The organism is Ulvibacterium sp. (assembly GCF_965248315.1).
Classification (GTDB): Bacteria; Bacteroidota; Bacteroidia; order Flavobacteriales; family Flavobacteriaceae; genus Ulvibacterium.
On the sequence record NZ_CBDFIX010000002.1, the window covers coordinates 3,790,250 to 3,805,834 of the forward strand.

11 protein-coding genes are annotated in these 15,585 nt (G+C 41.9%); 8 read left to right on the forward strand and 3 right to left on the reverse strand.

Annotated features, from left to right (window positions below; genetic code table 11):
• Nucleotides 1–38 precede the first annotated feature (38 nt).
• On the reverse strand, nt 39–2,639 hold the full coding sequence (locus ACP2AF_RS17945) for a DUF6923 family protein (protein WP_425237517.1): 2,601 nt from the start codon (nt 2,637–2,639) through the stop codon (nt 39–41).
• Nucleotides 2,640–2,885: 246 nt separating this feature from the next.
• Here ACP2AF_RS17945 and ACP2AF_RS17950 point away from each other — a divergent pair, with 246 nt between their 5' ends.
• The 7 genes from ACP2AF_RS17950 (at nt 2,886) to ACP2AF_RS17980 (ending at nt 11,591) form a co-directional block, all read left to right on the forward strand.
• A complete protein-coding gene (locus ACP2AF_RS17950; RefSeq protein WP_425237518.1) occupies nt 2,886–4,658 on the forward strand; it encodes an AMP-dependent synthetase/ligase in 1,773 nt (590 codons plus the stop codon).
• 183 nt (nt 4,659–4,841) lie between these two features.
• Nucleotides 4,842–5,291: a MarR family winged helix-turn-helix transcriptional regulator gene (locus tag ACP2AF_RS17955; RefSeq protein ID WP_425237519.1), complete on the forward strand. Its 450-nt coding sequence runs from the start codon at nt 4,842–4,844 to the stop codon at nt 5,289–5,291.
• Between the two features lie 15 nt (nt 5,292–5,306).
• The gene (locus tag ACP2AF_RS17960) at nt 5,307–7,712 is read left to right on the forward strand and encodes a 3-hydroxyacyl-CoA dehydrogenase/enoyl-CoA hydratase family protein (protein ID WP_425237520.1); all 2,406 of its coding nucleotides are present in this window, start codon (nt 5,307–5,309) and stop codon (nt 7,710–7,712) included.
• A 37-nt stretch (nt 7,713–7,749) separates the two neighbouring features.
• Entirely contained in the window at nt 7,750–8,106 is a 357-nt protein-coding gene (locus ACP2AF_RS17965; RefSeq protein WP_425237521.1) for a four helix bundle protein, read from the forward strand.
• Between the two features lie 44 nt (nt 8,107–8,150).
• A complete protein-coding gene (locus ACP2AF_RS17970) occupies nt 8,151–9,344 on the forward strand; it encodes an acetyl-CoA C-acyltransferase (RefSeq protein ID WP_425237522.1) in 1,194 nt (397 codons plus the stop codon).
• Between the two features lie 31 nt (nt 9,345–9,375).
• Nucleotides 9,376–9,732 carry a four helix bundle protein gene (locus tag ACP2AF_RS17975; protein ID WP_425237523.1) on the forward strand — a complete coding sequence of 119 codons (357 nt, stop codon included), beginning with the start codon at nt 9,376–9,378 and terminating at the stop codon, nt 9,730–9,732.
• A 47-nt stretch (nt 9,733–9,779) separates the two neighbouring features.
• Entirely contained in the window at nt 9,780–11,591 is a 1,812-nt protein-coding gene (locus ACP2AF_RS17980) for an acyl-CoA dehydrogenase family protein (RefSeq protein ID WP_425237524.1), read from the forward strand.
• Between the two features lie 91 nt (nt 11,592–11,682).
• On the opposite strand, the gene ACP2AF_RS17985 is transcribed toward ACP2AF_RS17980, so the two are convergent.
• Nucleotides 11,683–13,716, reverse strand: coding sequence for a dipeptidyl-peptidase 3 family protein (locus ACP2AF_RS17985; protein ID WP_425237525.1), 2,034 nt, complete (start codon nt 13,714–13,716; stop codon nt 11,683–11,685).
• 142 nt (nt 13,717–13,858) lie between these two features.
• Between ACP2AF_RS17985 and ACP2AF_RS17990 the strand changes: the two genes are divergently transcribed.
• Nucleotides 13,859–15,301 (forward strand): pyridoxal phosphate-dependent decarboxylase family protein, encoded by a 1,443-nt coding sequence (locus tag ACP2AF_RS17990; protein WP_425237526.1) that lies wholly within the window; start codon nt 13,859–13,861, stop codon nt 15,299–15,301.
• Nucleotides 15,302–15,382: 81 nt separating this feature from the next.
• Here the strand turns inward: ACP2AF_RS17990 and ACP2AF_RS17995 are convergent, their stop codons facing one another.
• Entirely contained in the window at nt 15,383–15,577 is a 195-nt protein-coding gene (locus ACP2AF_RS17995) for a hypothetical protein (RefSeq protein ID WP_425237527.1), read from the reverse strand.
• Between the last annotated feature and the right edge of the window lie 8 nt (nt 15,578–15,585).

The following is a 15,585-nucleotide window of genomic DNA, read 5'->3' on the forward strand; positions in this document are numbered from 1 at the left end:
CCAGGGCTGTTATGTTCGTTCAAATAGTCTCACCATCACTATTTCACAAGTATTCTTCCACTCCAAATTCGTTTGCTACTACTTTCCAAACGATAAAGGTATAAACCAGCGTCCAATCCCTTTCTGCTAATTTGAATGTTATTTTGACCAGCTTGGACGTTTCCGGCCATCAGGTGCGAACCTATTGCCCTGCCATTCATGTCAAACAATTGGAATGTATAAGTACCCATCCCTTCATCATAGAAATATAAGGTGGTGTCGGTTATTACTGGATTTGGACTTACAATAGAACGGTTTAGGTTCTCGTCTATAAACTTCGCCGGTTTGCCGGCGTTGGTAAATTCCACAGCGGTAAGTTCCATTTGTTTTTGTTCGGCAATTCCCGAGCTGGCTTTTAAGTTAAACTGAATTACTTTCAAATTAGAAAAGTCTGTGCTTGCCCCGTTACTATTCCGGAACAACTCATGACCCAAGTAGAAAGTTTCTGTCTTTTCGCTCATAGAAACTTCATGGGTATACAAATCGCCATCAGCCTTGATCAATTGGATTTCCAATATTCCGGTACCAGTAGCATTAAAGACTAAGTTGTTATAACGAGAAAGATTCACGGCGGCAAATCTTGGACTCAAAGCTCTATAAACGCCCACATAGGAATTTGTAGTTGCCTTTAAATTAATGTTCCTTTCAACCGGATACCCTTCACCATAGTACCCTTGGGTACTGGCTACTACTTCGTATTGGGCAACCCGGGTTCCGGTTTGGCTATCATCCAATCCCCAAGGGGCATCAGCCACAAACAAATCGTCTGGAGTATCTCCATTTTCGTTCGAAATTCTGAAACCGAAATCGAAAATATTACCGGTTTCAACCACAACTTGGTAAATATAACCATCTATTTCAGATTCCAGACCAACAGACTCGGATTCACTTGTTTCACTTCGCTTTAATCCACCTTCCAAACGGATGTATTCAGTTTTATTGTTATTCACCACGTTCATATGTACCGCTCCGCGTTCATATTTCGCAGACTTTACGAATACCGGTGGAGGTGCAGAAGTTTTGTAATCAGAAATTGGCGCGTTAGCTTCCAAAAGGTTCAAAATTTCATCCGCCAGTTTTAATAGGTCATCCACCGAATTGGACCAAATTTGAAAGTTATAGTAGGATGAATTTGGGGAATACCTATCTATATTCCAGTGCGATTCCACAACAAATCTATCCTGTTCATTTAACCGTGCTGAGAAACTTAAGGCAAATTCTTTGGTTCCATCCGCTTGTTTGATGATAGATCTTATAAAATCTTTTTCTCTTAATTGCAACGTAGACACTGATAATAGTTGGGCTCCCAAAAAACGATCGCATATAAATTTGCTGTGCTCATATACTTGTTCTTCGGTCTTGATGATCATCAAGGCACTCATGGTCTCTGAACCATTTAGATAATCCACAGCATAAATATCCTTTGCATTGGTAAGGTCCAATAAATCCTCAGGGGCAGATTCTATGGTACTGCTTTCGCCAATTATGCCAAGTGGCACAAGGGCTTTTAGTTCAATTGCCGATGGGGCGTAGGCACCCTTTCGCAAGTAATTACTGGCTTTCTTTATCTTTTTTGCACTTAGTGCATCAAACTTGTAGTTATCCTTCGCTCTTTGATAGTTTCTTTTACTGATCAAGTTGGCCAAACGGTCATTGCTCTCCAATCCACCATCATTTCCGCTAGAAGTCAATTCAACTACCGGACAGGAAGCAACACCGGAACAGGAAGGGTCATCACAATCCACCAGACCATCACCATCATCATCCGAACCATTAATGCAATCTTCCTGTGGAACCGGGGCAGTGGGACAACGAGCTCCATCATTACTGGCGGAAGCTGGACCAAATGCAAAAACATTGGAGTTCATGGTTCCGTTTACAATATTTTGAACAGCCCTAATCACATACACCGTACCGGTTTGGTTAGCGGAAACATAGAAGTTACCATCCACATCAAAATAAACCGCACCGTAAGTATAGTTATTACCTGACAAAATAGGCACCACACCCAGATTTTCAACATTTCCAGTCTCTACATCAATTCGATACAAAATGTTGGTTTTCTTTTCCACAGTATACAACATGTTATCCGCCGCATTGAAGGCCCAATCATGTATACTAATACTATGGCTCAAATCCATGCTTCCGATATATTGCATATAGCTAGGGGAGTCTGGATTTAAATCCACATGATGGAATGTAGAAGTACCGGCCCTGAAGTAATATTGACCATAAAGGTCAATATCTCCGACATAGTTGTTGTTGGTGACGGGAATTTCCGGTATTGTATAAAGATCGGTTTCAAAATTCTTACCTATCCTTACGATAGTCTTTGCCGTTCCAGAAACATAACCCCACAGAAAACCATCTGCTGAATTATAGGCGGCTCCATTTATGGAACCCGAAACCACATTCTCCTTAACCAAATAAGAGCTACCTGATGCCAAGTCTATGGCATAAATATCATTATATTGGAAAAGATAGGCATTGTAAGTACAATCAAAGGGTTCTGACTGTGCATGGAGAAATCCTCCTAACTGCCGACTTCCGGAAAATAAAAAGAACATTACTAACGTAGCTAAGGTGTAAAAGTATTTCATAATTTATAATTTGAGACAGCTTAAAATTACAGCTATACCTAAGGTATTTTCCTACTTGAAATACAAATCCCAGAAATGTGTCGGTGAACGGGGAATTACCTTAGATGGATGGTTTTGAGCTAAATGGCCCGTTTTGAGTAACCGGATGAATATGAATTCTACATTCAAATTGCATCTTTGTTGCGGATATCATTTTAAAATACCGTTGGCTTTCACTATTTTGCAGTAACCTTGGAGAAACTAACTATGCAAAACATCACCAGACTATTCGATTTTCCATATTATCAATTGGAAAAATACAATATGGAAAAATGTTTGGTCACCAAATACGATGACCAGTGGGTGGCAACGTCCACTAAAGAATATATTGATAAGGCCAATGCTATTAGTCGGGGCCTGCTACGTTTGGGGGTTAAACCAAATGACAAGATTGCCCTGATTTCCATGTCCAACCGTACGGAGTGGAATGTAATGGATACGGGCATCTTGCAATTGGGCGCACAAAATGTACCCATCTATCCAACGATTTCCGAAGAAGATTACGCTTATGTCCTTAATCATTCCGAATCTTCTTATTGCTTCGTTTCCTGTACCGAGGTATTCCAAAAAGTAAAGTCCATAAAGGATAAAGTACCCGGCCTTAAAGAAGTCTACTCGTTTGATGAGCTAACGGATTGCAAAAACTGGAATGAAGTATTGGAATTAGGCAAGGACGATTCCAATCAGGAAGAGGTGCAGAAGCACATGGAGGCAGTAAAACCGGAGGATCTTGCCACCTTAATCTATACCTCTGGAACTACAGGAAAAGCTAAGGGGGTTATGTTGTCCCACGAAAATGTGGTAAGCAATGCGCTTGAAAGCTTTAAGCGATTGCCCTTGGATTATGGCAATGCAAAATCACTGAGTTTTTTGCCCGTATGCCATATTTATGAGCGTATGTTGATGTACCTCTATCAATATGCCGGGGTTACGGTTTATTTTGCCCCTATTGATCAAATCAGTGAATTTATTAAAGAGGTTGAGCCGCATGTCATGACAGCGGTGCCCAGATTGTTGGAAAAAGTGTATGATAAAATAATTGCCAAAGGGGCCGAATTGTCGGGTATTAAGAAAAGACTGTTTTTTTGGGCTGTGGACGTAGGTCTCAAATATGAGCCTTATGGGCAAAATGGATGGTGGTATGAACAGAAATTGGCTTTGGCACGAAAGCTAATATTTAGCAAATGGAAGGCAGGTCTAGGAGGTAACCTAAGTCTGATCGCTTCGGGAAGTGCTGCATTGCAACCCAGGTTGGCGCGGATATTCAATGCTGCCGAATTTGGGGTAATGGAAGGTTATGGGCTCACCGAAACCTCTCCGGTAATCTCGGTAAATGATATGCGCAATGGTGGATTTAGAATCGGCACAGTAGGCAAGTTATTGGATCGTACCGAGGTAAAAATAGCCGATGATGGCGAAATCTGTGTAAAAGGCCCCCAAGTGATGATAGGCTATTACAAAGACCAGGACCTAACGGATGAAGTGCTTAAAGATGGCTATTTTCATACAGGGGATATTGGTGAAATCGATTCAGACGGTTTTCTAAAAATAACGGATCGTAAAAAGGAGATGTTCAAAACCTCTGGTGGCAAATATGTTGCTCCCCAATTGTTGGAGAACAGGTTGAAGCAATCCCGGTTTATAGAACAGGTAATGGTAGTGGGCGAGGGAGAAAAAATGCCGGCCGCCCTCATTCAACCTGATTTCGAATTTTTGCACGAGTGGGCCAAAAGACATAACGTTACCGTTCCGGAAAATTCGGATATTGTGCTAAACAAAATGGTATTGGATCGATACGGGGAGGAAGTTAATCTGGCCAATGAGAACTTCGCAAAATGGGAAAAAGTAAAACAATTCCGACTAACCCCTGATGTATGGGGCATTGACAGTGGTCACCTTACCCCCACCATGAAGCTTAGAAGAAAAATTATCAAGGAAAAATATCTAGACCTATACAAAAACATTTATGGCCATGATTAATGGTCATCACATCATATATCACAAGATGTATACCCCAGTTCCTCAATAATACGTCTTCATATCAATGGTTCATCTGCCCGGATAACCAGTATCAACTTCTTTGGACAAGAAAAAACTCTATTTTTATTATGCATGCATAATAAATTTTTGTATCTTTGAAAACCCATAACCAATAACCATCCAATGAAAGAAATTACCATAGATTACGCGCTGCGAGCCACTTGGCAAGCAGTCGCGAGAATGTATAATGAAGAAGCCAAAAAATTCGGGTCCACCATGGCGGTAGGTTTTACCTTGTTGAGCATAGATCCCAAAACCGGTACTCCCTCCACGGCCCTAGGGCCCAAAATGGGTATGGAAGCCACAAGTTTATCCCGTATTTTAAAAAGTATGGAAGAAAAAGGATTGATCGAGCGTAGACCCAATCCCAATGATGGCAGGGGTGTTTTGATTCACCTAACAGATTTTGGACTTGAGAAAAGAAACGATTCAAAAAACGCCGTACTTCGATTCAACGAGGCAATACATGCGAGTGTTTCCGAAGAGAAATTGGGATGTTTTTTTGAAGTTATGGATACCATTAATCAAGTAATTATAGATAAGAAAATTTATCCTGAAGAATCTACCAATTAATACAGGGCGTAACCTATGAATAAACATATTAAGAAAGTAGCCGTTATTGGTTCGGGTATCATGGGAAGTGGAATTGCTTGCCACTTTGCCAATATCGGTGTTCAGGTACTGTTGTTGGATATTGTACCTCGTGAGCTCAACGAAAGGGAAAAGTCCAAAGGACTTACCCTTGAGGATAAGGTAGTGCGAAATCGTTTAGTAAACGATTCTTTGAACGCTGCTTTAAAATCCAAGCCTTCTCCTATTTATCGGAAGCAATTTGCCAAACGTATCGTTACGGGAAATTTAGAAGATGATATCTCCAAAGTTTCCGACGTCGATTGGATCATTGAGGTAGTTGTGGAACGTTTGGACATCAAAAAACAGGTATTTGAAAACCTCGAAAAACATCGTACCCAAGGCACTCTCATTTCTTCCAACACTTCGGGTATCCCTATCCAATTCATGAGTGAGGGTCGAAGTGATGATTTCCAAGCACATTTCTGCGGAACCCATTTCTTCAACCCTGCCCGTTATCTAAAGTTGTTCGAGATTATCCCTGGGCCCAAAACAAAACCTGAGGTACTGGATTTCTTAAATAGTTACGGTGAAAAGTTTTTGGGCAAGACCGCCGTAGTCGCCAAGGATACTCCTGCTTTTATAGGAAATCGTATTGGCATCTTTAGTATTATGAGCCTCTTCCATCTGGTAAAGGAATTGGGCATGACCGTTGAAGAAATCGATAAATTGACCGGTCCGGTAATCGGCCGTCCAAAATCTGCAACCTTCCGTACCGTAGATGTAGTAGGTCTGGACACTTTGGTCCATGTAGCCCAGGGTATCTATGAGAACTGTACCGATGACGAGCGACATGACCTTTTTAAGTTGCCTAGCTTTATTGACACTATGGTGCAAAACGAGTGGTTGGGCAGCAAATCCGGACAAGGGTTTTATAAAAAAATATCAGGGAAAGATGGAAAAAGTGAGATTCTTACCTTGGACTTGGATAAAATGGACTACCGTTCCAAGAAAAGTGCCAAGTTTGCCACTCTGGAACTTACAAAAACAGTTGATAAGGTCATAGATCGATTTTCAATTTTAGTAGATGGAAAGGACAAGGCGGGTGAGTTTTACCGAAAGAGTTTTGGACAGATATTCGCTTACGTATCCCATCGAATTCCCGAGATTACAAATGAGTTGTATAAAATCGATGATGCCATGAAGGCCGGTTTTGGTTGGGAACAAGGGCCCTTCCAAATTTGGGATGCTATCGGCATCGAAAAAGGGTTGGAATTCATCAAAGCCGAAGGACAACAAGCGGCGGATTGGGTTCATCAAATGTTGGCCTCAGGGCAAAAGTCCTTCTATACGGTCCAAGGAGGAGCTACCTATGCTTATGATATTCCCTCGCAATCCGCTAAAAAAGTTCCCGGGCAAGATGCCTTTATTATTCTGGATAACATCCGCAAATCCAATGAGGTCTTCAAAAATAGTGGTGTAGTAGTTGAGGACTTAGGCGATGGTATCCTAAATGTGGAGTTCCAGTCCAAGATGAATACCATTGGGGGAGATGTTATAGCCGGATTGAATAAAGCCATAGACCTTGCCGAAAAAGATTTTCAAGGATTGGTAGTAGGCAATCAGGCCGCTAATTTTTCGGTGGGTGCCAATATTGGAATGATATTCATGATGGCCGTGGAACAGGAATATGATGAATTGAACATGGCCATAAAATTGTTCCAAGACACCATGATGCGCATGCGATACTCTGCCATTCCCACAATTTCTGCACCACACGGGATGACCTTGGGTGGCGGTTGTGAACTTTCGCTCCATGCGGACAAAGTGGTGGCGGCGGCGGAAACCTATATCGGTTTGGTAGAATTTGGTGTTGGCGTTATTCCCGGAGGTGGCGGGAGCAAGGAGATGACGCTCAGGGCTTCGGATACCTTCCGGAAAAATGATGTGGAACTGAATGTTCTACAGGAATATTTCTTGACCATAGGAATGGCCAAGGTATCCACATCCGCTTATGAAGCTTATGACCTAGGTATTTTACAAAAAGGAAAGGACATTGTTGTTGTTAATAAGGATAGGCAAATCGCAACTGCAAAGACCTATGCCCAGTTAATGGCGGAACAGGGATACACCCAACCCATTCCAAGAAAAGATGTAAAGGTTTTGGGGAAACAGGCTTTGGGAATGTTCCTTGTGGGAACCGATTCCATGGAAGCGGGGCACTATATTTCGGAACACGATAAAAAAATAGCGAACAAATTGGCCTATGTAATGGCCGGTGGTGATTTATCCGAAGCTAGCTATGTAACCGAACAATACCTTTTGGAATTGGAAAGGGAAGCATTTTTATCCCTTTGTACCGAAAGAAAGACCTTGGAACGTATTCAGCACATGTTGAAGACGGGGAAACCGCTGAGGAATTAGAACTTGGGATGAAAAGAGGAAAGAACAAAGACTGGAGATGACCCACAATTTTCGAAAACTTAAAATTTGGACAGAAGGGATGTCAATGGTTAGTGAGACTTATAATCTGGCTAGGACCTTTCCCGACTTTAAAAGATACAACCTTTCTAGTCAAATGATTCGCTGTGCAGTCTCCATACCTTCCAACATTGCTGAAGGAAATAGTAAAAGTACGGACAAGCACTTTAGCAAATTTCTGGAAGTAAGCCTTGGTTCGGCATTTGAATGGGAAACACAACTTATCATTGCTTGCAATGAAACCTATATATCAGATAAAAAATTCAAGGAATTAGAGCTGAAAATTCAGCAATTACAAAAAATGATATCAGGATTTCAAGGAGGATTAGACAAGTAGTCTTTTGTCTTTGCTCTTTTAGTCCTTTATCTCAAAAGCAGCCTATGAACAAAACAGCGTACATCGTAAAAGCATATAGAACTGCAGTGGGCAAAGCGCCTCGAGGGGTATTCCGATTTAAACGGCCCGATGAATTGGCCGCGGAGACCATTGAACATATGATGAAGGAGGTTCCGCAATTGGACAAGAAAAGAATTGATGATGTAATTGTCGGTAACGCCATGCCGGAAGCCGAACAAGGTCTTAACGTCGCCCGATTGATTTCTTTAATGGGATTGGAAATTGAGGATGTTCCCGGCGTGACCGTAAACCGCTACTGTGCATCGGGAATAGAAACCATTGGAATCGCCACTGCTAAGATTCAGGCCGGAATGGCCGACTGTATCATTGCCGGTGGAGCGGAAAGCATGAGTTATATTCCTATGGGGGGATACAAGCCCGTACCGGATTATTCCGTAGCCAAAGAAGGAAATGAGGATTATTATTGGGGTATGGGATTAACTGCGGAAGCTGTTGCCGAGCAATTCAAAGTGTCCCGGGAAGATCAAGATGAGTTTGCTTTCAATTCGCACCAGAAGGCGTTAAGGGCTCAAGCAGAAGATCGTTTTCAAGATCAGATCGTACCCATTGAAGTAGAGCACACCTACGTTAATACTTCCGGTAAAAAGGAAACCAAAACCTATACCGTGAATAAGGATGAGGGGCCACGTGCAGATACTTCAAAGCAAGCACTGGCCAAATTACGACCTGTTTTTGCTGCTGGAGGAAGTGTTACTGCAGGAAACTCCTCCCAAATGAGTGATGGAGCGGCCTTTGTACTGATTATGAACGAGGATATGGTAAAGGAATTGAATTTGGAACCCATAGCTCGATTGGTTAATTATGCAGCTGCAGGCGTGGAACCTCGCATTATGGGTATTGGCCCCGTAAAAGCCATTCCAAAGGCACTGAAGCAAGCCGGATTGCAACAGGATGATATTGAATTAATTGAATTGAACGAAGCCTTTGCCTCACAATCACTTGCCGTTATTCGTGAATTGGATCTAAACCCAGAACTCGTAAATGTTAATGGAGGAGCTATTGCCCTTGGACATCCCTTAGGCTGTACCGGAGCAAAACTTTCCGTTCAATTGTTTGATGAAATGCGAAAACGAGACATGCAAGGAAAGTACGGTATGGTGACCATGTGCGTGGGTACAGGACAGGGAGCTGCGGGAATCTATGAGTTTCTTTCTTAAAAAGAAAAAGGAAAATAGAGTATAGACACGTATGGCCAGACGGCATAATTATAAGAATTTAAAGATATGGCAATTGGGCCTAGAAATAGCGAATGATGTTTCGGATATTCTAATACATTTTCCAAAACATGAAAGATATGACCTGAGTTCCCAGCTAAGTAGGTGCTCTGTTTCCATGCCAAGTAATATTGCGGAAGGTTCTGGAAGAACGGACAAAGGCTTTAAGAATTTTATTGATTATTCCTTAAGTTCTTCATACGAATTAGGAACACAATTACTGGTAGCATACCACAGAAATTATATAGACAATGAAACGTTAAAAAAATTGGAAAGTAAAATAGAAGAGTGGCAAAAAATGACGATGGGTTTTCAAAATAGATTGGACTAATTTTTCTTCTCTCTATTCTATTTTCTTTACTCTAAAGACGAAAAATTATGAGCACAAAAACACTAAATAAGGAAATTTTACGGGGCGGGCAATTTCTGGTAAAGGAGACCCAATATGAGGACATTTTTACCTTGGAAGATTTGAGCGAAGAGCAGCGAATGATGCGGGAAAGCACCAAAGAATTTGCGGATCGTGAGCTTTGGGCACATTGGGAACGTTTTGAGAAAAAGGATTACACCTATACCGAGGAATGTATGCGAAAGGCAGGAGAACTTGGCCTTCTAAGCGTAGCGGTACCGGAAAAATATGAAGGCCTGGGAATGGGATTCGTTTCTACCATGTTGGTCTGCGACTATATTTCAGGTGTAACGGGTTCCTTTAGTACGGCCTTTGGTGCGCATACCGGTATCGGAACCATGCCCATTACATTATATGGCACTGAGGAACAAAAGCAAAAATACGTACCAAAGCTGGCTTCGGGGGAATGGTTCGGGGCATATTGCCTTACAGAACCAGGGGCCGGATCGGATGCCAATTCTGGAAAGACCAAGGCAGTACTATCCGATGATGGAAAGTATTATACCATTAGTGGACAGAAAATGTGGATTTCCAATGCAGGCTTCTGTAATCTATTTATCGTTTTTGCCCGAATAGAGGATGATAAATACATTACGGGATTCATTGTAGAGAACGACCCAAAGAATGGGATTACCCTTGGTGATGAGGAAAAGAAATTGGGTATCCACTCCTCCTCTACCCGACAGGTCTTTTTCAACGATACCAAGGTTCCCATCGAGAATATGCTTTCTGAGAGGGGAAATGGATTTAAAATTGCAATGAACGCTCTAAATATTGGTCGTATTAAACTGGCTGCGGCCTGTTTGGATGCCCAACGCAGGGTACTTACCGAAGCTGTAAAATACGCCAATGAGCGTAGGCAATTTAAAACTCCGATAATCAATTTCGGGGCGATAAAGGCCAAAATAGCGAATATGGCGACGAATGCCTATGCTGGAGAATCGGCCAGTTATAGAGCGGCAAAAAACATAGAGGAAAGGATTGCATTGCGAGAGGCCAATGGTAATTCGCACCAGGAGGCGGAGTTAAAAGGGGTTGAGGAATATGCCATAGAGTGTTCTATTTTAAAGGTCGCGGTTTCCGAAGACCTACAGGAAACTACGGATGAAGGTCTCCAGATTTTTGGCGGTATGGGCTTCAGTGCCGATACTCCTATGGAATCGGCTTGGCGTGATGCCCGAATTTCGAGAATCTATGAAGGTACTAACGAAATTAACCGTATGTTGACTGTGGGAATGCTTGTAAAAAAGGCTATGAAGGGCCACGTAGACCTGCTTGGCCCGGCAACGGCAGTAGGTGAGGAATTAATGGGCATTCCATCTTTTGAGACACCAGACTTTTCAGAACTGCTTTCTGAAGAAAAGGATATGATTTCCCGACTAAAAAAAGTGTTTTTAATGGTTGCGGGAAGTGCCGTGCAAAAATTTGGTCCCGAATTGGAAAAACACCAACAACTGATGTTGGCCGCTGCCGATATTCTAATTGAAATTTATATGGCGGAATCCACCGTTTTGCGAACCGAAAAAAATGTCAGACGAACGGGGGAAGAGTCTCAGAAAACTCAAATTGCCATGTCAAAACTGTATTTGTACAATGCGGTCGAAACCATTATCAAAAAAGGCAAGGAGGCCATTATCTCTTTTGCCGAAGGCGATGAACAACGTATGATGCTTATGGGACTTAAGCGTTTTACAAAATATACCAATTATCCAAACATAACAACTCTACGCACGGAAATTGCCGATGTAGTGGCTGAGCATAATGGATATACCTTTGACTAATTCAGATTTAAATTCTGGTGAGACAGGAGGAAAGCCGTCCGCATAGTGCGGACGGCTTCAGTTTTGCTCAATAACGACATATTGTTTGCCGTTATTTCTGGTTTTTGGCCAAAAAACCAAACCTTTTCGTATAATCCAACATCTGATCCGTGAAGCTTTTGGGCTGTTTGACCTCAACATCTACTATTTCGCCTGAAGCATTGGTTTGCAGTTCCAATACCGGGTTTACAAATCCGCTATAAGGCGCGGACGTAAACTGTCTATTGCGCTCTAAAACTTGTGCATGCAAATCTTGATTTACTTTTACACCATATCCCTCTACCAAATCTTGGGCAGCCTTAAAATCACCTTCAGATTTTATGCGCTGTGCCTCTTTAAGCAACTCTCCAAAAAGATTACGCAATTTGGCATAGTCATTAATATTGTAAAACGTCTTACCATCCCGTTCCACTTTTTCGATGACGTTATCCGCTTGCCCTTTTTCAAAAGCCCAGGCAGAGACCCATTGTCTATTTACCATATGGTCCTCCTCAATATCATTACCGAGTTCAATCCGGATAAGCTGTGTAATCAAACCATTTCGGATGTAACCATCATAGGCGGCCTTGCCTACTTTTTCCCAATCCGCTACCAGACCCAATTCCTGTAGTTTGGGATCCATTAAAAAATAGAGCCCGACCAAATCAGCCCGACCCTCTTCCATAGTGGACGCGTAGTTCTTCAACGTTTCCTTGGGTTGACCGACCCCATCATTGATTTGTCCGGAAGCATGGCCTATCACTTCATGAAGTGCCGTATGTAGCTTGTCCGCCAGTTTTCCATGTTGCTCTTCCAGAGCAATTTCCTCTGCATCGTGTGCAAATTCCTTTAATCTACCACTCCCTCCGGCATTATTGTACGCATCAATGATATTACCCAAAGAGACCGATTTGCTACCATGCTTTTGGCGTATCCAATTGTTGTTCGGAAGGTTGACCCCAATGGGCGTACTTGGGGAAGCGTCACCCGCTTCTCCAGCTACGTTGACTGTTTTATAGGAAATACCTACTACATTATCCTTTTTATGTTCTTCGATTAAGGGAGAATTATCCTCGAACCATTGCGCATTTTCAGAAAGGACCGCCATTTGTTTGGACATCTCAAAATCCTTGATCTGAACAATGTTCTCATAAGAGCCCTTGTATCCTTTTGGATCGTTATATACCTCGACAAAACCATTGATCCAATCGATATTGCCATTTGTAGAGTTGACCCATGCAATGGCATATTCATCCCATGTACTTAGGTCCCCCGTTTTATAGTACTCGATCAACAACCCCAGTGTTGTGGCCTGTTGTTCATTTTCGGCGACGCCCTTGGCCTTTTCCAACCATTTTATGATTTCGTTAATAGCATCACCGTACATTCCACCGGACTTCCAGACCATTTCCATTAACTTTCCGTTTTCCTTTACCAGTTTGGAATTAAGACCTACTTCAATGGGCTCCCCCTTGGGTCCTTTGTCCATTTGGGCGTAAAAGGATTCCACATCGGCATCGGTTACTGTGGGGTCGTAAAAATTAATGGCCGAAGAGGCTACGTTGTCCACACCTTTTTTCTTATTGACCTTCTTGTTATCTTTTTCATTGAAGATTACATCAAAAGGCTCCCCAGTAAGTTCGGTATCCGTTTCCTTAAGTAAATAGGTCAAATACTCCGGAGTAAATTCCGGTTTAATCTTATCATTGGAATAATGGTGATGAATGCCGTTGGAAAACCAAACGCGTTTAAGATAGGTCTCAAAAGCCTTCCAGTCTACGGCATTCGTATCACCCTTATATAATGTGTAAATTCTTTCCAGCGCATTCCTAATTTGTAAATTATGCCGATAGTTTTGATCCCACATGATATCCCTGCCGGCCAAGCCGGCCTGTGTTAGATAATACACCAGTTGCTTTTCCTTTAAAGTTAGCTCATCAAAGCCGGGTATCTGGTAACGTAGAATTCGTAGATCCGCAAACTGATCGACAACATAATCAAATTCAGGGGTATCCACGGTCGTAGTTGGTTTTTCTTCTACTTTTTCAGCACATGACCATAGAACACCCACTATACAGAGACTGCTTGCGATAATTTTAAGTTTCATAATTAAGAGAAAGTTTAATTTATCTTTCAAATGTAACAAAACAAGTTATAATTGTTACAAATTCATACGGGAAGTTTCAAAGGAAGTAGAATGTTTTTTGTGCATTGTTTTGTTACCTTAAACCAAGACTTTATTTTTAAGGATGGACAAAAATCTTTTAAAAGCGGTCTACTCTACGGAGGATTTCAGGGAACTTGGTCATAAGCTTATCGATGAACTGACAAATCATTTAGAGGATAAAATCCAAGAAAAATCAGATAACGCTATAGCATGGAGTAATCCTGAGAACGAACTTGATTTTTGGGAAAACTTCCTCGTCAAAGAAGATGCGTCCCTGCTCTTTCCAGAGATTCTCAACCGCACCACCAATGTACACCACCCCAAATATATTGGACATCAGGTGAGCCCTACAGCTCCTATAACGGCATTATCCGGTATGCTAAGTGCTTTGTTGAACAACGGCATGGCCATTTACGAAATGGGAATGTCCCCATCAGCCATTGAGCGTGTCGTCATTGACAAACTTTGCAAAAAAATAGGTTATGATAAGGATTCGGGAGGGTTTTTGACTTCAGGGGGAACCTTAGCCAATTTAACAGCCCTACTTTCAGCCAGGAAAGCAAAGGTGTCCCATGATGTTTGGAATGAGGGACATCAGGATCAACTCGGTATTATGGTCAGTTCGGAAGCACATTATTGTATAGACCGTGCGGCCAAAATAATGGGATTGGGAGAAAAAGGAATTGTTAGAATCCCCACTACCCAAAACTTTCAAATGGATACTTCTTTACTTCAGTCCTATCTGGACAGAGCCAAACGGAAAGGAATAATTGTTTTTGCCATTATTGGAAGTGCTCCTTCCACAGCAACAGGGATTTATGATAACCTAGAAACCATTGGAAAATTTGCCCACACTAACCATTTGTGGTTTCATGTTGACGGCGCTCATGGAGCAGCGGCCATTTTTTCGGAAAAGTATGCGCACACGGTACGGGGTATACAACAGGCGGATTCGGTGGTCATAGACGGTCATAAAATGATGATGATGCCCACCATAACTACTGCCCTACTCTTTAAAAATGATAGGCACGCCACAGCTACTTTTAGCCAAAAGGCGGATTACCTGTTAACACCAACAGACCATGAGGATTGGTATAATTCCGGCAAGCGAACTTTTGAATGTACCAAGACCATGATGAGCATCCATTGGTATGTATTGTTAAAAACCTATGGAGAAGAAATTTTTGATGAATTCGTTACACGACTCTATGATATGGGACATCAATTTGGGAAAATCCTTCAAAATGATTCTCACTTTGAATTGGCGGTCCCACCCGAATCCAACATAGTATGTTTTCGTTATATAGATTCTAGTTTAGATACTATGGCACTAAACGAACTCAACAAAAACATCAGACAAAATCTTTTGGAGGATGGTGAGTTCTATATTGTACAGACCAAGCTAAGGGGTGTCCAATATCTGCGTACAACCATTATGAACCCTTTTACGACACGAGAACATTTGCGGCAATTATTGAGGAAAATCAAAGAATACTCCAAACAAAATAACGAACACTTGGACTAACCGATGGTAATCTTCAAAATTACCCAAATAGTGCGCTGCCTAATTTGCATTTGAATCTGGGAATACTTTTTAGGTCAAAAACTATTCCGTTAAATAGCGTAAAGAGGATTTCCATTTCCCGCCGGTCAACAAACTGGAATCATCGGTAGATGCATTCAAAAATACATTTTCGGAAAAATCCATTTCAAAGGATGCTACCTCACTATCCGCACTATAAAGTCGAATATTTATTGTCCGTTCCAGCTGCGTACTATTATTGGAAACTTCTTGCGCCATGAGGTTTG

Excerpts from the sequence above, each read along its gene's own strand:
- ACP2AF_RS17945 (WP_425237517.1), bottom strand. The coding sequence starts at position 2,639 with ATGAAATACTTTTACACCTTAGCTACGTTAGTAATGTTCTTTTTATTT.
- ACP2AF_RS17950 (WP_425237518.1), top strand. The coding sequence starts at position 2,886 with ATGCAAAACATCACCAGACTATTCGATTTTCCATATTATCAATTGGAA.
- ACP2AF_RS17955 (WP_425237519.1), top strand. The coding sequence starts at position 4,842 with ATGAAAGAAATTACCATAGATTACGCGCTGCGAGCCACTTGGCAAGCA.
- ACP2AF_RS17960 (WP_425237520.1), top strand. The coding sequence starts at position 5,307 with ATGAATAAACATATTAAGAAAGTAGCCGTTATTGGTTCGGGTATCATG.
- ACP2AF_RS17965 (WP_425237521.1), top strand. The coding sequence starts at position 7,750 with ATGACCCACAATTTTCGAAAACTTAAAATTTGGACAGAAGGGATGTCA.
- ACP2AF_RS17970 (WP_425237522.1), top strand. The coding sequence starts at position 8,151 with ATGAACAAAACAGCGTACATCGTAAAAGCATATAGAACTGCAGTGGGC.
- ACP2AF_RS17975 (WP_425237523.1), top strand. The coding sequence starts at position 9,376 with ATGGCCAGACGGCATAATTATAAGAATTTAAAGATATGGCAATTGGGC.
- ACP2AF_RS17980 (WP_425237524.1), top strand. The coding sequence starts at position 9,780 with ATGAGCACAAAAACACTAAATAAGGAAATTTTACGGGGCGGGCAATTT.
- ACP2AF_RS17985 (WP_425237525.1), bottom strand. The coding sequence starts at position 13,716 with ATGAAACTTAAAATTATCGCAAGCAGTCTCTGTATAGTGGGTGTTCTA.
- ACP2AF_RS17990 (WP_425237526.1), top strand. The coding sequence starts at position 13,859 with ATGGACAAAAATCTTTTAAAAGCGGTCTACTCTACGGAGGATTTCAGG.
- ACP2AF_RS17995 (WP_425237527.1), bottom strand. The coding sequence starts at position 15,577 with ATGGCGCAAGAAGTTTCCAATAATAGTACGCAGCTGGAACGGACAATA.